Annotated in this window: 30 protein-coding genes and 1 tRNA gene; 14 read left to right on the top strand and 17 right to left on the bottom strand. The window is 66.0% G+C overall.

The features are described from left to right. The first annotated feature begins 27 nt into the window (after positions 1–27). Positions 28–1,029: a dolichyl-phosphate beta-glucosyltransferase gene (locus ARTH_RS03330; protein ID WP_011690518.1), complete on the top strand. Its 1,002-nt coding sequence runs from the start codon at positions 28–30 to the stop codon at positions 1,027–1,029. Here ARTH_RS03330 and ARTH_RS24510 read toward each other — a convergent pair. The 5 genes from ARTH_RS24510 to ARTH_RS03305 all read right to left on the bottom strand — a co-directional run bounded on the left by ARTH_RS24510 (position 957) and on the right by ARTH_RS03305 (position 4,089). After that, complete coding sequence (locus ARTH_RS24510; protein ID WP_442852998.1) at positions 957–1,211, bottom strand: DUF7793 family protein; 255 nt, start codon at positions 1,209–1,211, stop codon at positions 957–959. The genes ARTH_RS03330 and ARTH_RS24510 overlap by 73 nt on opposite strands. Positions 1,212–1,392: 181 nt before the next feature. Further along, positions 1,393–2,097, bottom strand: coding sequence for an HAD-IA family hydrolase (locus ARTH_RS03320; protein ID WP_011690516.1), 705 nt, complete (start codon positions 2,095–2,097; stop codon positions 1,393–1,395). Positions 2,098–2,141: 44 nt separating this feature from the next. After that, the gene (locus ARTH_RS03315; protein WP_011690515.1) at positions 2,142–2,519 is read right to left on the bottom strand and encodes a glyoxalase superfamily protein; all 378 of its coding nucleotides are present in this window, start codon (positions 2,517–2,519) and stop codon (positions 2,142–2,144) included. 136 nt (positions 2,520–2,655) lie between these two features. Next, positions 2,656–3,291 carry a uracil phosphoribosyltransferase gene (gene upp, locus ARTH_RS03310; RefSeq protein WP_011690514.1) on the bottom strand — a complete coding sequence of 212 codons (636 nt, stop codon included), beginning with the start codon at positions 3,289–3,291 and terminating at the stop codon, positions 2,656–2,658. Positions 3,292–3,303: 12 nt separating this feature from the next. Continuing rightward, complete coding sequence (locus tag ARTH_RS03305) at positions 3,304–4,089, bottom strand: phosphatase PAP2 family protein (protein WP_232223636.1); 786 nt, start codon at positions 4,087–4,089, stop codon at positions 3,304–3,306. Between the two features lie 136 nt (positions 4,090–4,225). On the opposite strand from ARTH_RS03305, the gene tadA reads away from it, so the two are divergent. After that, positions 4,226–4,729 carry a tRNA adenosine(34) deaminase TadA gene (tadA, locus tag ARTH_RS03300; RefSeq protein ID WP_011690512.1) on the top strand — a complete coding sequence of 168 codons (504 nt, stop codon included), beginning with the start codon at positions 4,226–4,228 and terminating at the stop codon, positions 4,727–4,729. Here the strand turns inward: tadA and ARTH_RS03295 are convergent. The 3 genes from ARTH_RS03295 to ARTH_RS03285 are packed head-to-tail and all read right to left on the bottom strand — an operon-like array spanning position 4,710 to position 7,292. Next, entirely contained in the window at positions 4,710–5,852 is a 1,143-nt protein-coding gene (locus ARTH_RS03295; RefSeq protein ID WP_011690511.1) for a glycosyltransferase family 4 protein, read from the bottom strand. The genes tadA and ARTH_RS03295 overlap by 20 nt on opposite strands. 9 nt (positions 5,853–5,861) lie before the next feature. Then, a complete protein-coding gene (locus ARTH_RS03290; RefSeq protein ID WP_011690510.1) occupies positions 5,862–6,260 on the bottom strand; it encodes a 6-pyruvoyl trahydropterin synthase family protein in 399 nt (132 codons plus the stop codon). Between the two features lie 3 nt (positions 6,261–6,263). Further along, on the bottom strand, positions 6,264–7,292 hold the full coding sequence (locus ARTH_RS03285) for a dehydrogenase (protein WP_011690509.1): 1,029 nt from the start codon (positions 7,290–7,292) through the stop codon (positions 6,264–6,266). Between the two features lie 105 nt (positions 7,293–7,397). Between ARTH_RS03285 and ARTH_RS03280 the strand changes: the two genes are divergently transcribed. After that, positions 7,398–7,484, top strand: a tRNA-Ser gene (locus ARTH_RS03280). 192 nt (positions 7,485–7,676) lie between these two features. Then, positions 7,677–7,844, top strand: coding sequence for a hypothetical protein (locus tag ARTH_RS23730; protein WP_156810606.1), 168 nt, complete (start codon positions 7,677–7,679; stop codon positions 7,842–7,844). On the opposite strand, the gene ARTH_RS03275 is transcribed toward ARTH_RS23730, so the two are convergent. Next, positions 7,834–8,253: an SMI1/KNR4 family protein gene (locus ARTH_RS03275; protein ID WP_043429352.1), complete on the bottom strand. Its 420-nt coding sequence runs from the start codon at positions 8,251–8,253 to the stop codon at positions 7,834–7,836. The two genes, ARTH_RS23730 and ARTH_RS03275, sit on opposite strands and share 11 nt — an antisense overlap. A 94-nt stretch (positions 8,254–8,347) precedes the next feature. Beyond that, positions 8,348–8,941: a class I SAM-dependent methyltransferase gene (locus tag ARTH_RS03270; protein WP_011690507.1), complete on the bottom strand. Its 594-nt coding sequence runs from the start codon at positions 8,939–8,941 to the stop codon at positions 8,348–8,350. A gap of 142 nt (positions 8,942–9,083) precedes the next feature. Between ARTH_RS03270 and ARTH_RS03265 the strand changes: the two genes are divergently transcribed. Further along, a complete protein-coding gene (locus tag ARTH_RS03265; RefSeq protein WP_011690506.1) occupies positions 9,084–9,539 on the top strand; it encodes a GNAT family N-acetyltransferase in 456 nt (151 codons plus the stop codon). 134 nt (positions 9,540–9,673) lie between these two features. Here ARTH_RS03265 and ARTH_RS03260 read toward each other — a convergent pair whose 3' ends face one another. The 3 genes from ARTH_RS03260 to ARTH_RS03255 all read right to left on the bottom strand — a co-directional run bounded on the left by ARTH_RS03260 (position 9,674) and on the right by ARTH_RS03255 (position 10,912). Further along, positions 9,674–10,459 (bottom strand): alpha/beta fold hydrolase, encoded by a 786-nt coding sequence (locus ARTH_RS03260; RefSeq protein WP_043429350.1) that lies wholly within the window; start codon positions 10,457–10,459, stop codon positions 9,674–9,676. Positions 10,460–10,572: 113 nt separating this feature from the next. After that, entirely contained in the window at positions 10,573–10,704 is a 132-nt protein-coding gene (locus tag ARTH_RS24380) for a hypothetical protein (protein ID WP_269534747.1), read from the bottom strand. After that, positions 10,694–10,912: a hypothetical protein gene (locus ARTH_RS03255; RefSeq protein ID WP_043429348.1), complete on the bottom strand. Its 219-nt coding sequence runs from the start codon at positions 10,910–10,912 to the stop codon at positions 10,694–10,696. The genes ARTH_RS24380 and ARTH_RS03255 overlap by 11 nt, the downstream gene beginning before the upstream one ends. Positions 10,913–11,136: 224 nt before the next feature. Between ARTH_RS03255 and ARTH_RS03250 the strand changes: the two genes are divergently transcribed. Next, entirely contained in the window at positions 11,137–11,721 is a 585-nt protein-coding gene (locus ARTH_RS03250; RefSeq protein ID WP_198011530.1) for a dihydrofolate reductase family protein, read from the top strand. Between the two features lie 42 nt (positions 11,722–11,763). Here the strand turns inward: ARTH_RS03250 and ARTH_RS03245 are convergent, their stop codons facing one another. Further along, complete coding sequence (locus ARTH_RS03245; protein ID WP_011690502.1) at positions 11,764–12,312, bottom strand: hypothetical protein; 549 nt, start codon at positions 12,310–12,312, stop codon at positions 11,764–11,766. 31 nt (positions 12,313–12,343) lie between these two features. After that, a complete protein-coding gene (locus tag ARTH_RS03240) occupies positions 12,344–13,120 on the bottom strand; it encodes a type 1 glutamine amidotransferase domain-containing protein (protein ID WP_011690501.1) in 777 nt (258 codons plus the stop codon). 209 nt (positions 13,121–13,329) lie between these two features. On the opposite strand from ARTH_RS03240, the gene ARTH_RS03235 reads away from it, so the two are divergent. The 3 genes from ARTH_RS03235 to ARTH_RS03225 all read left to right on the top strand — a co-directional run bounded on the left by ARTH_RS03235 (position 13,330) and on the right by ARTH_RS03225 (position 14,992). Then, the gene (locus ARTH_RS03235) at positions 13,330–13,869 is read left to right on the top strand and encodes a hypothetical protein (RefSeq protein ID WP_043429346.1); all 540 of its coding nucleotides are present in this window, start codon (positions 13,330–13,332) and stop codon (positions 13,867–13,869) included. Further along, complete coding sequence (locus ARTH_RS03230; RefSeq protein ID WP_011690499.1) at positions 13,853–14,299, top strand: hypothetical protein; 447 nt, start codon at positions 13,853–13,855, stop codon at positions 14,297–14,299. The genes ARTH_RS03235 and ARTH_RS03230 overlap by 17 nt, the downstream gene beginning before the upstream one ends. A gap of 99 nt (positions 14,300–14,398) precedes the next feature. Next, positions 14,399–14,992: an adenylate kinase gene (locus ARTH_RS03225; RefSeq protein ID WP_011690498.1), complete on the top strand. Its 594-nt coding sequence runs from the start codon at positions 14,399–14,401 to the stop codon at positions 14,990–14,992. Positions 14,993–15,037: 45 nt separating this feature from the next. Here the strand turns inward: ARTH_RS03225 and ARTH_RS03220 are convergent, their stop codons facing one another. After that, the gene (locus ARTH_RS03220; RefSeq protein ID WP_011690497.1) at positions 15,038–15,382 is read right to left on the bottom strand and encodes a hypothetical protein; all 345 of its coding nucleotides are present in this window, start codon (positions 15,380–15,382) and stop codon (positions 15,038–15,040) included. A 226-nt stretch (positions 15,383–15,608) separates the two neighbouring features. Here ARTH_RS03220 and ARTH_RS03215 point away from each other — a divergent pair, with 226 nt between their 5' ends. The 4 genes from ARTH_RS03215 (at position 15,609) to ARTH_RS23380 (ending at position 18,340) form a co-directional block, all read left to right on the top strand. Then, positions 15,609–15,827 (top strand): hypothetical protein, encoded by a 219-nt coding sequence (locus ARTH_RS03215; RefSeq protein ID WP_011690496.1) that lies wholly within the window; start codon positions 15,609–15,611, stop codon positions 15,825–15,827. 213 nt (positions 15,828–16,040) lie between these two features. Continuing rightward, positions 16,041–16,679, top strand: a complete 639-nt coding sequence (locus tag ARTH_RS03210) for a hypothetical protein (protein ID WP_011690495.1) — start codon at positions 16,041–16,043, stop codon at positions 16,677–16,679. A 124-nt stretch (positions 16,680–16,803) separates the two neighbouring features. Further along, entirely contained in the window at positions 16,804–17,598 is a 795-nt protein-coding gene (locus ARTH_RS03205) for a YcnI family copper-binding membrane protein (RefSeq protein ID WP_011690494.1), read from the top strand. A gap of 100 nt (positions 17,599–17,698) precedes the next feature. Continuing rightward, a complete protein-coding gene (locus ARTH_RS23380; RefSeq protein ID WP_011690493.1) occupies positions 17,699–18,340 on the top strand; it encodes a DUF4232 domain-containing protein in 642 nt (213 codons plus the stop codon). Positions 18,341–18,376: 36 nt separating this feature from the next. Here the strand turns inward: ARTH_RS23380 and ARTH_RS03195 are convergent, their stop codons facing one another. Then, positions 18,377–18,847, bottom strand: coding sequence for a DUF4383 domain-containing protein (locus tag ARTH_RS03195; RefSeq protein WP_011690492.1), 471 nt, complete (start codon positions 18,845–18,847; stop codon positions 18,377–18,379). Between the two features lie 126 nt (positions 18,848–18,973). On the opposite strand from ARTH_RS03195, the gene ARTH_RS03190 reads away from it, so the two are divergent. After that, positions 18,974–20,485, top strand: a complete 1,512-nt coding sequence (locus ARTH_RS03190; RefSeq protein WP_011690491.1) for an FAD-dependent oxidoreductase — start codon at positions 18,974–18,976, stop codon at positions 20,483–20,485. Positions 20,486–20,560: the final 75 nt, after the last annotated feature.

Raw genomic sequence — 20,560 nt, 5'->3', positions numbered from 1 at the left:
CATATGCGGCGGCGCCATAGTTGAACCATGACGCTCACAGACCTGGCCACGGGAACCCCGCTGCACCCGCAACCGCAGGCCGCCGTCGACCCCAGGCCGGGTCCTCCCGATCCGACGTTCCTCCGGCCGGGTCACGTCCGCCGGGCCCCCACAGATACGCGGATGACGGGCGTGACAGGAACCGCTGCGCCCGTCCTGGATGTAGTCATCCCGGTCTACAACGAGGAACAGGGCCTGGAGCAGTCCCTTCGCCAACTCCACTGGTATCTGGCCGGCACGTTTCCCTACCCGTTCCGGATTACGGTGGCGGATAATTCCAGCACCGACGGCACGCTCAAGGCCGCCGAGCGAGTGGCCCGGGAACTACGCGAGGTCACGGTGGTCCGGCTAACCTCCAAAGGACGCGGCAACGCGCTCCGCACCGTGTGGCTGGCCTCGCCGTCACCCGTCCTGGCCTACATGGACGTGAGTCTTTCCACCGACCTCGCTGCGCTCGCTCCCCTGGTCGCCCCGCTTCTTTCCGGACACTCGGACCTGGCGATCGGGTCGCGGCTGGCACGATCTTCTTGTGTTGTCCGCGGACCGTGGCGGGGATTCATCTCCCGCTGCTACAACTTTCTGCTGCATACGCTGATGGGTGCGCGTTTCAGCGATGCGCAGTGCGGCTTCAAGGCTATCCGTGCAGATGTTGCCCGGCACATCCTGCCGCACACGGCCGACACCGCATGGTTCTTTGACACCGAACTGCTGGTCTTGGCCGAAAGATGCGGACTCCGCGTACACGAGGTCCCGGTGGACTGGACCGACGGTGGCGACGCCGGTGTGGACCTTTTCCAGACCGCGCTCGCCGATCTTCGCGGCATGGGCCGCCTCAGCCGCGACCTGGCGGCCGGCCGCATTCCGGTTCCGGAACTGCGGGCCCAACTCGCGCCGTGGTGCCACCGCCTCGATGACGGCTACGGCAGCCGGAGCCACCGCATGGCTTCCTCCGGGCAGGTGAAATACCGCGTCGGAGCAGCAGGAGAATGAACGCTGAGGAAGAAGTTGGCCAATGCCCTGTCCACCGGAGAAGCCCCGAGGAGCGCCACCCTGGCCACGGTGCTGGGACGGGCAAAGACGCGCCGGGCGCCGCGGCTCATGGACTCAGTCGCAGCCATGTCCACCAGCATCGGAAACGGACGTCCGCAGCTCAGTTCATTGACGGCGGACATCACGGCCACGGCGGCTTCCTCGCAAATGGCCAGGCCAGGAATCAACGCACATGCAAGACGCCGTTCCGGAGCTCGACGGTGCCCCTGGCGCCGTCAATCGGAATTCCGGTCATCCTATCCCCCCAAGATAGAGTCAGCCGCCCCCCCCATGAAACTACTGGACAGGGCACCGGGTTGGGCGTCAGAACCGGAAGGAAATCGTCCGGACGCCGGCGTCGTCCACGTCCGTGGTGACGGATACCGCGGAGTAGTCGGCAATGTGCAGGACGCCGTCCGGCAGCGGGCCGGTGTTGGGCCCGATGGCCACGGTCCGGATCCCGGCGGCAACACCGGCCGCAATGCCTGCCGGGGCATCCTCAAAGACCAGGGCATCGGCCGGCTCCACGCCGAGCAGTTCTGCGGCGCGGAGGTAACCTTCCGGATGCGGCTTGCCCCGGGTGACGAGATCTGCCGTGACGGCTGTGGCCGGCATGGCAAGCTTCGCGGCGCCCATTCGGATATCGGCCAGGATCCGGTCGGCTGAAGTCACTAGCGCCACGGCATCCGCCGGGAGGCTGCGCAGCAGGTCGGCCGCCCCGGGCAACGCCACAATGCCCTCTGTCCGGACCCGCTCCATGGCGCCCAGTTCCGCGGTCAGGGCGGCAACGTCGGCGCCGGCGGGCGCAAATCGCCGCACTGTGTCCCCTGCCTGGACGCCATGGGAGGTGCGGAGGATCTCGGCGATGTCCAGGCCGTAACGCACGGCGAATTCACCCCACACCTGCTCCACGACGGCCGTGGAATCAACGAGGGTGCCGTCCATGTCGAACAGGACGGCACGGGCGGTGACGATGGCAGCGGACGAAGCCGCGGTGACCGCTGCGGGGGCGTCGGGGTGAAAGCTCATGCTTCCATCCTGCCCCACCAGAGGCAGCGGCGGGATTCTGTGACCTAGCCGTTCGGACGGTGGGGGATGTATTGGACGGCCCATTTGTTGCCGTCGGGGTCGGCGAAGTGGACGAAGTGGCCCCAGGCCTGGACGTCGACGTCGCTGACGTCAACACCGTTGTCCTTCAGCTGCTTGTGCGCGGCCTGGATGTCGCTGACCACAAGTTGCAGGCCGGGAGCGGTGCCCGGCGGAGCGTCGTTGAGGCCCTCGCCGATGGCGATCGAACAGCCGGAGCCCGGCGGGGTCAGCTGGACAAAACGGAGGCCCTCCATGGGACGTTCATCGTAGTCCGCGTTGAAGCCGACTTTGTTGACGTAAAAATCCTTGGCACGGTCCACGTCGGACACAGGGACAAACACCAGTTCGAGTTTCCAGTCCATGGGCCACAGGCTAGCCGCGGCCACCGGAATCCGGAAGAGGGCAACCGCTTCCCGAGAACGCGGGTGCGGGCCGGGAACTGCGTTCCGGAACGCAGTCCCCGGCCCGCAGCCACGGCTTGAAGATTCAGCCCGGCTGCTAGCCGGCGATGCCGTAGAGGCGGTCCCCGGCGTCGCCGAGTCCTGGAACGATGTAGGACTTCTCGTTGAGCTTCTCGTCAATGGATGCCAGCACAATGGTCACGTTGGCGTCCGAGAGTTCTTCCTCCAGCTTGGCCAGGCCCTCGGGGGCAGCGAGGAGGCATATGCATGTCACGTCCGAGGCACCGCGCTTGAACAGGAACTTGATGGCTTCGCGCAGGGTGCCGCCGGTGGCAAGCATGGGATCCAGGACGAAGATCTGCCGGTCTGTCAGGTTCTCAGGCAGGCGCTCCGCATAGGTAATGATGTCCAGGGTTTCCTCGTCGCGGGCCATTCCCAGGAAGCCGACCTCGGCCGTGGGTACAAGCTTGGTCATTCCTTCGAGCATGCCCAGTCCGGCGCGGAGGATGGGAACCACCAGCGGCGTGGGCTTGGTGAACGCAGTGCCGATGGTGGTGCTGACCGGCGTTTCGATGGTGACGGGTTCGGTGCGGACGTCCCGCGTGGCCTCATAGGCGAGGAGCGTGACGAGCTCCTCGGTGAGCTGCCGGAAGACCGGGGAAGGGGTGTTCTTGTCCCGCAGAACGGTGAGCTTGTGAGCGACCAGCGGGTGGTCCACGACGAGTGTGCGCATGGGTCAAAACTATCACCCGGAGGTGGTGTCCCCGCCCCGCGGGCCGCGGGCCTGCCCGGGGCTGTCCGTGCCCTCCGGGTGGTCCTCGGCGCGGTGTGCGGCATGGTGGGCCGCAAGTTCCTCCCGGAGCACCGGGTGGTCGAACGTCGGGGCAGGACCGGCATGCTCGCGGTGCCGCATCACGTGGAACAGCCTGTGGGCCAGGATCACGATTCCCACCCAGGCAAGGCCAAGGAGCCACCCGGCGATGACGTCAGTCAGCCAGTGGTGGCCGAGGAAGACCCTGCTCAGGCCCATGGCGATGATGAAGAGCGAACCCGCCGTGATCATGGACACCCGGGCCACGGTCCGCTGGATCTGCAGGCAGGCCAGATAGACCACCAGCCCGATGACGACGGTGGTGTTGAGCGTGTGCCCGCTGGGGAACGACGGCGAATCCTCGAAGGGCGGAACAGCGTCCGCATGGTCGGGACGCGTGCGGCCAAAGAGCTTTTTGCCGAAGGTGGTTGCAGTCACCGAGGCAGCAGCTCCGCCGCCCACCAGGATGAGGGGCCGCCAGGTGCGTCCCGCCCAGGTCAGCCAGGCCGTCAGGATGCTGCCGACGATCGGCATGCCGATCCCGCCGCCAATGTTGGTGAAGGCGGTAACGGCGGAATTGAGCCAGGGGGTCCGGAGGTCTTCGGACAGAGCCAGCGCGGGCTTGTCGAGGTTGGCGAGGCCGGCTTCGTCCACCACGTTGTCGTAGACTTCGGCGCCGAGGAACGCCAGCGTCACAACGATTACGCCGCCAATCAGCATGGTGATCCAGAGGGCGGCGTAAGGCACCACCCACCGCCCCCACCGGTCGGTAATGCGGTCAGTCAAGGTCTTCACGTCGTCTCCCGGGCTCATCCGTCGCCTGCGCCTTCCGTATCTTCGAAACTATCATTGAGCCATGACTTCCCCGGAGCCCCGCCATGCCGAATGGATGGGCCTTGCCCTGGCCGAGGCACGGCGTGCCCTGGGGACCGGGGATGTGCCCATCGGCGCCATCGTCATCGGGCCCGACGGCGACATCTTGGGTACTGGCAGGAACGAACGGGAGGCGCACGGTGATCCCACCGCCCACGCCGAGATGGTGGCGATCCGTGAAGCGGCCGCCCGGCTGCAGTCGCTGCCGCAGGGCGATGGCTGGCGGTTGGCGGAGTGCACCCTGGTGGTGACGTTGGAGCCCTGCGCCATGTGCGCAGGCGCCGTTGTCCTGGCCCGGATTCCCCGTGTGGTGTTCGGAGCATGGGACGAGAAGGCAGGGGCGGCCGGTTCGGTGTTCGACATTCTTCGCGAACGCCGCCTCAACCACTGGGTGGAGGTCTACGCCGGAGTCCGCGAGCAGGAGTGCGCCGACCTGCTCCGGGAGTTCTTCGCCGGTCATCGGCAAGTCAGCCAGCCGCTGCAATGAAGTCCAGCACGGTTCCGGCCGTGACGTCCCAGCCCGGCAGCCGGTTCCGCGCAGCCAATGCCGCTTCGCGCCAGCGCAAGCGCAGCTCCGGCGTGCTGAGCCAGCGGCGCAGTGCCCTTTCCAGCGGGGCAGGGTCCGTGCCGAGCACGACGGCGGCGCCCGGCAGCGCGGGTGCCCCGCCGCCGTCGGCAGCTTCTGCCGTACCCGGTGACCCGGCCGCAAGCGCCTCGACGGCGCCCGTGCCGTCCCGCACCACCACCGGGATGCCGCGGGCGAGTGACTCAGTGACCACCATCCCGTAGGTTTCGGCCTGCGAGATCAGCAGGCTGAGATCCGCGCGGGCCCATTCCGCGTCGAGGGCCTGCCCCCTGAGCTCGCCCTCGACTGAGACCCGGTCCCCCAGTCCCAGTCCGGTGATTGCGCTCCTGACGGCTTCGGCATAGGCCGGGTCTGCAGCATCGGAGCCGACCAGTGACGCGGTCCAGGGCAGGTCCCTGATTCCCGCGAGCGCATGGAGCAGCAGGAGCTGGTCCTTGTTAGGCAGGAGGGCTGCCACGGCCAGGAAGTGCGGCGGGTTGGATCCGGCGGCTGCTGGTGCGGCAGAGGTGCCGGGCAGCGCCACATGGATCGGCGTCTGGCTGACCCCGGCCGAATCGTGCCTTAGTGGAGAGTGCCGGGCCCGGAGCTCGGAGGCCGCCGTCGAACTGGCGCAGATGGCACCGGCCGCGGCAGCCAGGGCCCGCCCTTCGAGGTCCGGGTACTCAGCCAGCTGCATGTGTACCAGGATCCAGGCGGGCCGCCCCGCGGCCGCGGCCTCTTCCAGTGCACGAGGCGCACCCAGCGCCACTAACCCGTCCACGATGGTCACCGGCGGCACGGCCGTCGCACTGCCCGTGGAACCGCCGGCGTCCCCGCCGTCGAGCAGCAACACTGCCAGCCGCCGTCGTTCTTCCTCGCTGCCCACCGGCCAGTTGCCGTCAATGCGGCAGATGCGCACGTCCACCCCGAGGTCCGTGAGCCCGCGGGCCAGTTCGGCGTTGTAGGCGTTGCCCCCTGAGTTGTGCAGCACATTGCCCGGAACGATCAGCCGGACCGCCGGCCTGCCCGCGCCGGACGCAGCCACGGGTCTGCGCTACGCGGCGTCGAAGTCGAGTGAGAACGACGCCCAGGCGTCCGGGTTCTCACGAAGGGTGACAGCCAGTCCGGCAAGTTCCCGCCCGTCTAAACTGCCCCTGACCTTGGCTGCGACAGCCTCGGCGATGTACTGCGCCAGGGCCTCGGTGGTGCTCAGCTTCCCGGCAAAATCGGGGTGCTCGTCCAGGTTCTTGTAGTTCAGGCCCGCCAGCACTTCTTCAATGAGCCCGCCGGCGGCGCCGATGTCCAGGACGATGGCGTCGTCGTTCAAGGCTCGACGGCGGAAGGTCACTTCCGCCACGAAGGTGGCCCCGTGAAGGCCTTGGGCCGGCCCGAAGGCTTCCCGGGGAAGGCTGTGCGCAATCATGAAATGGCGGCGGACGGTCAGGCTGAACAAGGGCTACCTCTTGTCTTCGGCGGGGTGTTCGGAAGGGTATTCGATGACGTGGCAGAGGGCGTCCAGGCGGCCCTCGGCCAGCTCGTGCACGACGGCGGGAAGTTCCGCAAACGACGATGCGCCGGTGAGGAACGTGTCGTAGACGGGATCGCTGAGCAGGGACACGGCGAGCGCCAGCCGGTCGGCGTTGGTCCGGCGGTGGCGGCGGGCGCGTGCCACCACTCCCACCTGGCTTGCGCGGATGGAGAGCCGGCGGGCGTGGAAGTCCTCCCCCAGCGGGATGGTGACCTTGCGGTCGGCGTACCAGGACATTTCAATGACGTCCCCTTCGTCGCCCACCAGCTGGAGGCTGCGTTCGAGCCCTTCCTGGGAAGCTGAACAGTGGATAACGATGTCGCAGTCGGCCAGTGCGTCGTTGGGGTTGGCGAATTCGACGCCGAGGGCATCGGCGAACGCCCGCTTCGCCGGATCGACATCCACCAGCTGGAGCCGTTGCAGCGGGAAGGTGCGAAGGAGGGTGGCCACCATGCCGCCCACCAGGCCCGCGCCGACGACGGCGACGCGGTCACCGAGCCGTGGGCCGGCTTCCCACAGGGCGTTGACGGCCGTTTCGACGGTTCCGGTGAGAACCGCCCGCCGGGCCGGGACGTTCTCCGGGACCACGGTCAGGGACTCGACCGGAACAATGTAGCGGTCCTGGTGCGGGTGCAGGCAGAACACGGTACGGCCCACCCAGCCCTCCGGGCCGTCCTCCACGATTCCCACGGAGAGGTAACCGAACTTCACCGGCGACGGGAAGGACCCCTCCTGCAGGGGCGCCCGCATTTGTTCGGCAACCCGTGGCGGTACTTTGCCGCAGTGGACCACGGTTTCGGTGCCTTTGCTGATTCCCGAATACAGGGCGCGGACCAGCGCCTCACCCGGGCCCGGCGCGGGCAGCTCTTCCGTGCGGAGCTCGCCTTTTTCGTGGCCGACAGTCCAATAGGCCCGGGCTTGGGGACGGTGTTCAGATTGCTGCTGGGAATTGATCATCTTGCTTACGAATCTAGTCCCCGTACCGGGCGCGGGGAAGACTTCCGCCTCCGGCGCGCCCTCGTTTTGGGGAAGCGAGCCATGCTCCGGTAACCTATTCAGGTTGGTGACGTGTCCGAGCGGCCGAAGGTGCAACACTCGAAATGTTGTTTGGTGTCAAAGCCAACGTGGGTTCAAATCCCACCGTCACCGCGAATGAGAAAGGCCCTGGTTCCCTTGTAAACAAAGGGAAGCAGGGCCTTTTGCTTTGTCTAGGACAGGCCAGGGGTAACGCAGCAGTAACAAAATTCTCCCGAAGGCCTACGCCTAGCGAGCAACGGGAAGTCGGCGACCAACTCGCTCACCAAGGCGGCCGAGTCCCTGGCCTTGCGAAAGGATAGGCGCATGACTGCAACGGATCTCGACCCGATTGAGGTCATCGCCCTCGACATCGCACGGGCCGACATGCACTACGTAGAGGGCTCGAAGGCGTTCGACGTCTGCAATCTTCCCGTCTTCCATGCCTGGATAATAGGTTCCAGCACGATCGCGATCGGGCCAATCAGATTTTGAGTCTCCCGGTCATCCATTCCTCGAGATAGCGCATCACAGTCGGCGCAACCAATGCCCGGCTATCGTCCTCGTGGTTCCAGGCGTAGACGTCGTGGTTTCCGCTGAGAGTAACGGCAAACTGGTCACCGTTGCCGGCGTCAGCAAAAAAGACGAGTCCGGTGAACGGCATGAAGGAGTCGCTGACGTCAGCGTCGTTCCGGAAGTAGGCGTTATCGCTGGCGATCCGCTGCGTGCTCCAAAGCAGGCCAAGTCCGTACTCACCCTCGATGCCATTCGTCTCAGCAAGGAGTTGCCGAAGGTAATCAGGGAGTCTGTGCCCGAGTTGGGCTTCGCACGCCTGGATAGCGTCGGCAGATGCTGGGGCGCCAAAGGTTGCATCACCCCAGCGCTGAATCTTCTCCACGAGCATGGCTCCATCATGCCGGACCGGCGTCTATCTCGCTCACAAATTCCGAGCGAACACCGAGGGAGCGGGCGTTCTGAGGGATCCCTTACCGAGCACCTCAGCAAACCGCGAGAATCGCCCCGTGGGATCGCTGCCCGGTGGTTGCCCGTGCGTGTGTCTCGACCACATCGAAGCCCACGGCTATCAACTCGTCGCAGAGATCACTTACCGGCCATTCGTAAGCCGCGGCGACCGCATGCTCAAACTTCTCGACGACGTGACCCTCGAAGAAGCCGATCAGCAGGGCACCACCAGGGCTGAGTACTCGCCTGAACTCCAGGAGAGGAGTGCGGATAGTCTCTGGCTCATGGTGGATCAGTGAGTACCACGCGAGCACCCCACCAACTGTTCCGGTGCTGAGATCGAGAGCATCGAGACTGCCTATCCGGAACGGAATGCCAGGATAGGCAACGCGGGCGTGCTCAATGAACTCGGGAACCAGATCCACTCCGAGGGCAGGAAGCCCGGCTTCAGTGAGAAAGTTCGTCCAGTGGCCCGGACCGCAGCCAGCGTCGAGCACCGCACCCTCGATACCATCCGCCCAAGTCGCCACCAGCTGACGATCCGAAGGGTGGACAGCACCCATTGAAGCGAAGCGTTCGACGTATTCCGCCGCCCTGCTCGAATACGCATCACTGACAACGCTGACCATGCTTCGAGTCTAAGGAAGCTACGGATAAATGCCCGGCCGCCGGTCCTCCACCCAAAACGGGCCGGCGGTGACAAACCCAGCCTGTCCGGCATCGAGTGTCTCCTAGACGGCCCTGGACGATGCCCATGGAGATAATCAGTGTATGACTGAGCACCTACCGTCCTGGCCGACTACGCCCCCGACCTACGGTTCGGTCATCTTGCGCGAGTTCACCGACGACGACGTACATCTCGCCTTGGAGCTGGGGGACGATCCTTACATCCCTCTCATCGGCAGCCTTCCCGCACTACCCACGGCACAGCAGGCTCTGGAGTGGATCCACCGACAGCGCGGACGGTTAGCCGAAGGAAAAGGGCTGTCCTTCGCAATAGCCGATGCCGAGTCCGACAACGCCGTTGGTGCCATCGGCCTGTGGCTTCAGAACATATCCGCCGGCCGCGCGACGATCGGCTACTCGGTTGCCCCCGCGCACCGGGGCCGAGGGATCGCGAGCAGCGCGTTGAAGGCACTGACCGCGTTCGCTTGGACCATCCCGGCTCTGCACCGGATTGAGCTGTACATCGAGCCGTGGAACAGCAACTCACGTCGCGTTGCCTAGGCGTCCGGTTTCCAGCGGGAGGGCCTGCTCCGCAGCCACCAGGAGATTGGTGACACCCGGCGCGACATGCTGCTCTACGCGACAACGCGACCCTGACCGCATCTAGCCTGTTGGAGTGTCCTAGAAAGGTCCACTCACATGGCAGACGCGCTGGTCCGTGCGAGCCAATCTTTCACTAGCGCGGCAGTAAGGTCCGGACGTTCGAGATGAGCGTTATGGCCAGCCGCGTCGAGCACCGCGTACGTGCCCCGGACGTAGTGGTCGCGGAGTTTCCAGCCGTCTTCGTAACCAGTGACATGGTCCTGGCGCCCGAAAAGGTGCAATGAGGGAGCCTCGAAGGGAGCAGGGTGCGCGATCTCCGGTTCTACAGAGAGCGCGTACTCCGCTGCCACCCGATCCAGGATCGTTTGGTTCACTGAGCGAAGACCGGGAAGTGCGTACCGTGTGAATGCCTCCAGCGTCGCCTCGCTCTGAACGACGGTCAGCTCTTCGTAGTCATTCCTCACCTGTCCGGCCAAAGCCAGGACGGAGGGGTCCTCCCGGACAACCTGCCGGCGGGGAAGAATACGCGCCTCATGGGTCGGCTCGAATACGCCCGCAAGAGTAGCCAGCCCAAGGACTCGATCTCGAAGCTCATGCGCGACGTACCGGGCAATCATGCCTCCGAACGAGTTGCCGATCACCGCGAAGGACCGGTCTCCAAGATACTCGTGGATGTCGTCCAGGGCCCCCTGCGCGACCTGCTCCGCGCTGCTGACATCGACGTCAGCATTCCCCGCGGCCCACGGCAGGTCGATATAGATGCGCTGCCATCCGGACTCATCAAGCGCGTCCTCCAACGGCAGCATGATCCGATGATCGACGCCGAATCCGTGGATGACGACGAGCGGTTGGCCTTCTCCTACGATCTGAGCAATCACGAACCAGAGCCTACAGGCCCAACTAAGGGCCTCCGCGTTCGCGTGTCCCGGACTTGTGGGACCGGCTATTCGGCTCTGGCGTGGGCTTTCTGTCACCGTTCATCTACGAGACGCTACCCGAGTTGAGCTGAGCATCGTGCCCGCGAAACGACGGCCAGCATTGCGATGACGCCGATCAGCACGGACGGCACGAAACCGGCAGCGTAGCCGGCCAAGTTGCGGAGCGCTCGGGTCCTAGTGGTCATCGGCCGAGGCTATGGATATGGAGCGCTCGCGTTTTGAGGGTCGGCGGTAGATGAAGTACTTCAGGATCAGAGCCAAGCCGATCGGCACGAAGATGATGCCAGTGACCAGGCGCAGAGTGCCCACCGGCGCCCACGTCAGAAAGATTGCCGCCCAAAGCAGGAAGAACACTCCAGCAATAAGCCCCGGTACCGCGGGTCGGCTGCTCATTGACTTCTCCTTCGCTGCGGGACCGGGCTGGTTGTCCTGAGACAGACACATCCCAACCTCGTGACGTGCCGCGAGCCTACCCGCTGAGGCAGCGAACGCAAGTCATAGCCACAGCCCACCAGGCCACTGACGCCGGCACGTGCTACGATCCCCAGAACCCACACGCGACCGCATGCAGGTCGCATTCACTCAGGAGGTTCGCTGTGCCGGACACCACCTGCCACATGTCGATCTCGCTGGACGGCTTCGTCGCCGGGCCGGACCAGAGCCGCGAGGACCCGCTGGGCAAGCGGGGGCTGGAGCTGCACCGCTGGCACATCGGCGACCCGCGAGCCAACGATGCCGACAAGGTGGCGAGCGAGTGGCTCATGCGCCCGCGGGGCGCGTATGTGATGGGTCGGAACATGTTCGGCCCGATCCGCGGGGACTGGGATGAGGAATGGACCGGGTGGTGGGGGGCCGAACCGCCCTACCACGCGCCGGTGTTCGTGCTGACCCATCATGCACATGACCCGATCCAAATGGACGGCGGGACGACCTTCCACTTCGTTACCGAGGGCTTCGACGCGGCCTACTCCGCAGCCTGCCGAGCCGCCGGGGACCAAGGCGTGGACATCGCCGGTGGGGCCTCGACCGTCCGGCAGGCACTGATCGCCGGCGTGATCGATGAGCTCACCCTCGATATCGCGCCGGTCCTACTCGGTTCGGGTGAGCGCATCTTCGACGGCGTTGAATCCTTCGGCTTCGAACCCGCCGAGGTGCTTCACTCACCGCTGGCAACCCACATCCGCTATCGCCGCGTCAGCTAACTCCGCTGCAGTCCCCATACGCAGCAGGACGGTCATTTACTTCTACAGGGGGCCGTAACCCGCGGTGCCGTAAGGGTCGCGCCAGGTGGCCAGGATGCAGACCGCCAGAAGAGCCACGGTGAGCACATAAGCGCCGACCACGGCGACGATCGTAGCGGTGCCCCTGACGGCGCCGGCAGGCAATGCCGCGGCCAGGATCCCGCCCAGGACGGCGGCCAGCAAGGACACCATCACCACGCCGCCGCGGGCCGAGCCAGGGCCCCGCGTGATGAGGAGTCTGTTTGTATCAGGCAGTGAAGCACGTACCCGCTTCCAGGAAAACCGGCCCAGCACCGTCAGGGCAGCACCCGTCAAACCGAGAAACATGACCCACACAGGGTTCCCGGACATGACGGTGATGAACCCGCCACCCAGGATCAGGACGGATCCGCCGCCGATCGCGCTGCTCCATGCCGCGGCCAGGGCTCCTTGGGCGTCGGCTAATTGCCGCAACCGGGAAGGCGCAGCCGGCGGGCTAATCCGGGCCAGTTCAGGCGAGAGCCAGTAATCGAGGGGATGCGCGGGCTGGGCGACGGCGAAGCTCGTAGGCACTTGCCCTCTCTCAGGTCAGGGGCTGCAGGTGTTAGTGCTCTGCCTCTGCCGCAGCCTTCTTGGCGTTCTTCTCGGCGTCCTTCTCGGCGCGCAAAGCCTCCGTCTCGTGCTGTTCCTCGGCTTTTTCCTGGTGGATGACCTCTGCGAAGAGCTTCTCCATTTCCTTGGCCACGCCGGCGGCCGAGGCCGGGTTCTGGCCGGTCACCAGTCGCTCGTCAACCACGACCTTCTCCTCAAAGACATCCGCGGAGACGTGGGTGGCGCCCTGTTCCTCAAGACGGTCTGCCAAGAAGAACGGGATGACCTTGTCCTTTCCCGCGGCAACCTCCTCGTCGTTGGTGAAGGCGGCCACCTTGCGGCCCTCGACGAGGCGGAACCCGTTCGCCAGTTCCACGTTCAGCAGGCCGGCCGGTCCGTGGCAGACCGCGCCGACCAAGCCGCCGGCGTTGTAGACGCTGGCCACGAGCTTCTGCAAGCCTTCGCTGTCCGGCAAGTCCCACATGGTGCCGTGGCCGCCCACGAGATAGACGGCGTCGTACTGGTCGGGATCAACGACGTCGACGCGGGCAGTGTTGTAGAGACCTGCGCGCGTGGTCTCGTCCTCCGTGAAAGCGACCTGGATGGGATCGTCTTTGTCCACCTCGTCGCGCGGGGGCTGGCCGCCCTTGATGGACGCAAAGTCGACGAAGTGCCCGGAATCCTTGAAGACCTTCCAGGGATGTGCAGCCTCGGCCACGTTGTAGCCGGTCTTCTCTCCCGTATCGCCGATCTCGGAAACGCTGGTCAGTACCATGAGGATTTTCTTCATGAAGTATTCCCTTCGTCCAACTTCCACCCTACGCCCAGCCCAATTCGGGCCCCCACCACCCGTCCGGGCGCTGACAGTCGTCAGCCTCATTTTTCGTTAGTGTGAGGGCTACGTGTCCGGGAGATCTCCACGAATCACGGGCAGTCAGCAACTCGTTGGAAGGGACAAAACAGACCTTGGCCGGCACTGAACCAAGAAAGCATCCCGCCTTGCCCAAGTACTGGTACGGGTACGGTCTTCAGCGGACCAATGAGCTCATCATCCACGCGTACACCCCGGAAGAGTGGGGCCTCGGAGGCAGCAACGCCTCAGGCGGCAACTACCGGGCCAGGACCTTCACAGGGCTTAGCATCGTCACCGTGCTCATGACGATCCCGGCGCTCCTGGCCCCGCTGGGGGTACTTTTCGGGCTCATTGCCCTAGTTACATCTTTCCCGGACCCGGGAGACATGGGCAGGGGCCTGATAACCATCGTTGGTTCCATCGTATGCGCGGCCCTGTTCACCGGCGGCTGGCTCCTTAGCATTAGGGCACTGCGCGAGGAGTGGCAGGCCGGCAAGCTCCGGAAGGCCAAGGGGCTGCCAAAGCCCTTGTACGCTGTGACCGACGATCAGGCACGAAGATGGTTCGAGGAGCACCCCGGAACACTGGAGATCACCCGGGAGAACTTTCCTCACAGCACTGTGCCCTTCCCGGGCGAACCTGGCTACGTTGCCATAGAAAGGACCAACCATGGTCTACGACCGTGAGCGGGAGCGGCGCGAGGATGCCGTATACGCCGAACACAAGACGGCGGTGGCGGCCGGCGAGAAGCGGGTACTCCGCAAGACCAGCACCGGGGAGTTGCACAGCTACCCCAGTGATGAGATCGGCTTCACGCCCGGCCGTGGCCACGCCCAGGTCAGCACATGGTGGGGCATGGGGGTTCTCGCCGTCTTTGCCGGACTGAGCACCGCTTTCTCTGTGGTGCTCTTCCTGGATCCGCTCGGACGTGGAGAGGGCCCGTTCTGGGGCGCACTGTTCCTAACTGCCCTGACGGGAGCCTTCACCTACTACGCCTACACGCTGTCCCGCGATGAATACCGGGCCACCCGGCTCCGGAAGCGCCGCGGCTCCCCGAAACCTGGAACCGGCAACGTCGACCTTGATCTCTTGGAGCTGGGTCAGAAGACGGACTGATCAACCGGAAGCGCGGCGCCCCGCTCCCTTGTGCTCCCGCCTCCGGACGGACACCATAGGGGGACACCTTTCAACGCCACCCGGGGAGCGGTCTCAACGATGCGAATGCTGATTATGGGCCCTCCGGGGTGCGGCAAAGGAACTCAGGCCGAACGGTTGTCGCAGCGCCTCGGCATCAGCGGAGTGTCCACCGGCGAGGTCTTCCGCAACCACGTGAAAGACCTGACGCCGCTGGGTCGGGACGTCAAGGCCCACCTGGACGCGGGCAACTTCGTCCCCGACGATCTCACGAACCACATGGTCCGTGACCGCCTTGCCCAGGCCGACGTCCGGGACGGTTTCCTCCTGGACGGCTATCCGCGCAACACCTCGCAGCTGGCTGAACTCGACGTCATGCTTGCCGCCGACGGTCATGCCCTGGACGTCGCACTCCAACTAACGGTTGACGACGCCGAACTTTCCCGCCGCATGCTTCACCGCGCCACCGTGATGGGACGCGCCGACGACACCGAGGAGGTCATCCGGCACCGCCTCCAGCTCTACTACCGCGAGACGGAGCCGGTGGCCGCGGCCTACTCAGAGCGCGGGATCCTCTTGAGCGTTGAAGGCACCGGCCACGCGGACGAGGTCTTCGACAGGCTGCTTGCGGCACTCCGCGCATCCTTCCCCGATGCCATAGACGGTCCTCCGTAACGCCCCGCTGCCCTTACGGAGCACCAGTGGCCCACGGAGCGAACCTTACGGCACGTCCGGCCGCTGGTCGCCCTTGTGCCCGCCGCCCCGCAGGTTCTCCTGGACCTTGCCAAAAAGATCCTTGATGGTGGATTCAGTGTTGGTCAGCATGTCCGGCTGGACGTACACATTCTGCGTGGGGGGCAGGCTGTAGTGCGATTGCAGCCCTCCGGCGCCGTCAACCCCGTCCAGTGCGATGGTTACTCCGCCCTCCTTGCGGGCGACGGCACCGATCCTGCCGAACACCAGCGTGAACTCGTCCGGCTGGAAGCTGACCGTGTGCCCGATGTGAGTCCGGTTAAGCTCGCCCGCCGCAACGGCTTTCTCATTGCCCGTACCTGCGTAGTCCATGGTTGTCTCCTCGGATTGGTGGCTGCTGATGCCAGCAGTCTAGGCCGGGCTCCGGACGCGGCATAGGGACTGCTGGGCGCCTGCACAGTTCCTTCGGCCCAGCCTCAGCACTTCATCCATTGAACGCGCCGCCCCCGGCGGCTTAGATGAGTCATGTCGGCGCTGACCACCAGCTGCCGGCATCGGGAATCAACCAGGTTTCAGGAACGGGCAACGGGGACTACACGTGACTTCGCAGAACAATTCGGTGATCAGCATTACGGGCTGGGACGACGTGCCAGTGGGCGACAGCGTCCAGCTGAGCCGCAACGGCCGGATCGAGTACACCGGGCAGGTGGACGACCGCACTGCGGACGGTGACGTTGTGTGGATCAAGACCAGCCTTGGCCGCAGGCGGCTGTTCCATGTGGGTGACGGCTACGAGCTGGCCGGGAGCAGCTCGTGACGGCGACCACCGACTCTTCGCAGCAGGCCGCCTCCGGCACAACCCTCTGTGAGGATGACTGCCACTACTGCTCGGGGCCGGAAACGGACTAGCCGGGCGGCCGCCATTTCCCGGCTAGAATTACAGGGATCCGTCACCCTGTTCCACGCGCCAGCGTTGCGGACGGGGCCGCGGAACGAAGCCGGCAACGAACCGATCCCAAGGGAGGTCTCCGTGCGCACTCGCCACGCCCGGACTCCTTTCCATTCCCTCCGCGCGGCCATGGTCGCAGCGATGATCGTGACCCTTGCAGCAGCAGCCCACGTGGTTGGCGGCGGTGACCTGCCGGCGCCCGGCATCATGGCGGCGTTCCTGGCCCTCACCGGCATGGCGGCCACTGCGGCCACCCGGTGCAAACTGAATTTCCCCGCGATGGCTGCGCTCCTGGGTACCGGACAGCTGGTCCTCCACGAGGCTTTCAGCGCCCTCAGCTCTCCGGCCGGAGCGGCACCGGCAGAACCGGCGGGGCACCACCCCGCCTCAGTACCGTTCCCCGGCCTTCCGCTGGACGCCGCAGGCAGCGCCGCCACCCACCTGCACCAGTACGAGTCACCTTGGGTTGCCGGCCTTATGCTGGGCGGACACGCTTTGGCCACCCTTGCGTGCGCACTCCTGCTCGCCAAGGGCGAAGCTGCGCTCTGGTCGCTCGCGGCGTGGCTCCGGCCGCTCGTCCGGCTCCCCCGGGCGGCCATGCCCGACGTCGTCGCGGCGCCCGCCGCCGCCGGCTGGCCGGAGGATTCAGCTCCCCTCCCCTGGCGCAACCTCAGGGCTGACTGCCCGCGGGGCCCGCCCGCCGCCGTCGTACTTTCCTGACACTCTTCCGGCCCCGCCCGCCTGCTGATCCGCCGTTCCCGGCGGTCCCCGCCCGGCGCCGGACACCCCTCGATACTCTCGTGCACCGCCCTGGCGCGTCGTGCACCCCTGAAAGGCCCTTCCTTTGAAAAAGTCATCACCCCTGTCCTTACGCCGTACCCTCTCCGCAACGGCAGTGGCCGGCGGCACCGCAGCCCTCATGCTGGCCGGCGTCACGGCTGCCTCCGCGCACGTAGGTGTCACGCCGGATAAGACCGACGCCAACTCCTACGCACTGCTCACCTTCGGCATCCCGCACGGCTGCGACGACTCCGGCACCACCAAGGTGACCATCACGCTGCCCGAGGAACTCAACGACGCCCAGCCCACGGTGAACCCGAACTGGACCGTGGAAAAGGTCGTGGAGCAGCTGCCGGAACCGAAAAAGCTGGCGGACGGTGCCACCATCACCAAGCGGACCAGCCAGATCGTTTACACCGCCAAGGCACCTCTGAACCCGGAGCTCCGCGACGCCCTGGTGCTCTCCGTCAAGCTACCCGACGCCGCCGGCACGACCCTCCATTTCCCCACCCTGCAGAACTGCGAACAGGGCCAGACGGACTGGTCCGAGATCGCCAAGGACGGTCAGGACCCGCACTCGCTCAAAGCTCCGGCACCTTCGCTCACCATCACCGCCGCGGCCGCGGCAGCCGGACACGGCAGCCATGCAGCGGCGTCCACCGAAACAGGGACGGACACTGGCCAGGCCTCCTCCGTTTCGGACTCCACCATGGACGACGGCGCCCAGGCGCGGAGCTGGGCAGGCCTCGTGGCCGGCATCGGCGGATTTGCCCTCGGCGGAGTCGCGCTGATGCGCGGCCGGACCCGGAATCCCGCAGAAGCCCCCGTTCCTGGAGCCGCTTCGGTACCGAAGAAGTAGCGCGCGGGATTGATGCCCGGAAATCACAATCCGGGCATCAATCCGCGGCAGCGGTCGTGGCATCGTTGACTCAGGCAACCGCAGGCATAAAGTTTGAGCCATGAGGTCTCAGCCAATCAAAAACGGGTTTGCCATCACGACGGCGGTTGCGGCCGCCGCCTTCCTGCTCACCGCCTGCGGGCCCAGCCAGCCGCAGCCCCAGGGAACTTCCGGGGCTGCTTCCACATCCAGCGCCCCCGCCTCCTCGTCGGCCCCGGCCGCGAGCCAGTCACCCAGCACTCCGGCGGCGTCGCCGCCGTCGTCGACTCCGGCGTCCGCGCAGCAGGGGCTGTGCAAAGCCGCCAACCTGACCGTATCCTCCGATTCCACCGGCGGCGGCGCCGCCGGCAGCATCTATTCCAAACTGATCCTTACCAACTCCGGCACCGAGCCGTGCCTCCTGAGGGGCTTCCCGGGCGTGTCCCTCACAGCGGACGCCAACGGCGCCCCAATCGGTGCCCCCGCCAGGCAGGACGGGTCCTCGCCCGTTGCGGACGTCCTCCTTGCCCCGGGACAGGCGGGGGCCGCGGACATGCGCTACACGCAGGCGGGGAACTACACCGACTGCAACGCTACGCAGGCTGCCGGCTACCGGGTCTATCCGCCGGAGGAGACCGCTTCGCTGTTCCTCGCCGAACCCCGGACCGCCTGCAGCAACGAAGCTATCGAGCTGCTGACTATCGGGGCGTTCCACGTCCGGTAGGCACTTAGCCCCGGCAGGAACCTAAGCGCCAAGAACTTAAGCGCGGGATTCTCGCAACCTTGCGGGCGCATCGCGGGAGAACGCCACGCCGAACCCGATCAGTGCCATGCCCATAATCAGGTGCAGCCAGTTGTCGGCACTGTTAACGGGGAGGATGTTCACGGGCGAGTCCAGTGCCAGGAACTGCCCGAGGGTCCACAGAACCATGTACGACACCCCGGCGCCGATCAGGAAGTTCCGGGCCGGCAGCGGACGCCGCGACATCAGCACGCCGGCGAGTCCGGACAGCAGGTGGATGAGGTTGTGCACCACGGACACCTGGAAGACGCCTAGGAGCATTGCCTCCGAGTCGTGCCCGGCAAAGGCCAGCGCGCCATAGTTCTCAGTGACACCCGGAATGAAACCCAGCACTCCCACAAGAAAAAGTGCCGCCCCGGCAAGGAGGGACGACTTCTGGACGTTCTTCCGAAAGCCAAATCGGACACTGGCGGCTTCGGTTGTTTTCATGGTGCCGCTCCTGTTCCCCGGTCACGCTGCTCATGACATGATAAGTCTACTTATGAAGTCCGTCGGAGTCCCGCCGATGACGTTCCGGAAACGGCATTTGCGGGACCGGGAAAGGCAGGCAGGAACATGACCTCGCTCTGGTTGGACCGCGACCACGCCTTCCGCAGCGACCAGTTCCACCCCCGCAGCACCTTTGACACCGTGGTGGCAGGGGCCGGACTGACCGGACTGGTGGCCGCCCTCCTGCTGACCCGCGCAGGCAACAAGGTGCTGGTTGTCGAAGCCCGGAGCCCGGGAGCCGTGACCACCGGCAACACCACCGCGAAGGTCTCGCTTCTGCAGGGAACTGTGCTTTCAGCGCTGCGCCAGCAGTATTCAGAGAAAGTAGTGGGTGCCTACGTCGAGATGAACCGCGAGGGTCAGGCCTGGCTGCTCCGGTACCTGGCAAACCGGGGTGTGCCTTTCCAGCACCGCGAGGCCTACACCTACGCCACCTCCGCGGACGGGACCGAAACCCTCCGACGGGAGCTGGCCGCAGCCCGGGCCGCCGGGCTCGATGCGGAGTACGTGAACGACCCTGGGCTGCCCTTTCCCGTCAGCGGCGCCATCCGCCTCGCCGGGCAGGCCCAGATTCACCCGATGGAAGTCATCGATTCCCTGGTGGAGGATGTCCGCGCGCACGGCGGGCAGATCGTCTCAGGCGTGCGGCTGAACGGGCTCCGTGGGCCGCGCCTGGGCGGCGGGCGGGACCCCGTGGAAATCCAGACCGACCACGGGCCAGTCCGCGCACGGGACGTGGTGCTGGCAACCGGGACACCGGTCCTGGACCGGGGTCTGTACTTTGCCAAACTCAAGCCGCTCCGTTCCTACGCGGCGGCGTTCGAACTACCCGGAACAACTGCCGTGCCGGACGGCATCTTCCTTTCCGTTGAAACGCCGGTCCGGTCCCTGCGCGATTATCCTGGCGACGGCCGGCGGCTCCTCCTGGTGGGAGGCAACGGACACCCCGTGGGCCATGCCAGGTCAGCGCGGGCTTACCTCGACACCCTGGTCGCGTGGACATCGGCCCAGTTTCCGGGCGCCAGCCTCACCCATTCGTGGTCCGCACAGGACTACCAGGCCACCAACCTGATGCCGTTTTTCGGCAAACTGCCGCGAGGGCGGGGCCGCGTCTATTTCGCCACCGGCTATAACAAGTGGGGCATGACCAACTCCGTGGCCGCGGCACTGGACATTACGGCTGATATCCTCGGCACCCGGCTCCCCTGGGCCGGCGTCATCCACCACCGGGTCACGTCTCCTCCCGGAGCCGCCTCCGCGGTCTCCCTCAATGCGGCCGTTGCGGCTAAGGCAGCCAAGGACTGGGGCCAGGTGGGGCTCAAGCGCCTCGACGAATCCCTGGAGCAGCCGCCGGAAGGGGCAGGAATCGTGTCCCGCCGCGGCCGGAAACCCGTGGCGGTGTCCACCGTGGACGGCACCCGCTGCACTCTGTCCGCCGTCTGCACGCATCTGGGTGGCATCGTGCGCTGGAACGATAGCGAGAAGTCGTGGGACTGCCCGCTGCACGGCTCGCGCTTCAGCAGCGACGGCACCGTGCTGGAGGGACCTGCGGTCCGCAATCTGCGACAGCTTGACTGACCCGTCAGGGGCGGCCCGCCCGCCCGCGGACGGCGGCGCTGCCAGCCCTGTCAGGGGCGCCGCCAGCCCTGTCAG

The organism is Arthrobacter sp. FB24 (assembly GCF_000196235.1).
Classification (GTDB): Bacteria; Actinomycetota; Actinomycetes; order Actinomycetales; family Micrococcaceae; genus Arthrobacter.
Note: the sequence above shows the minus strand (reverse complement) of the source record. Positions and strands in the feature narration are given on the sequence as shown.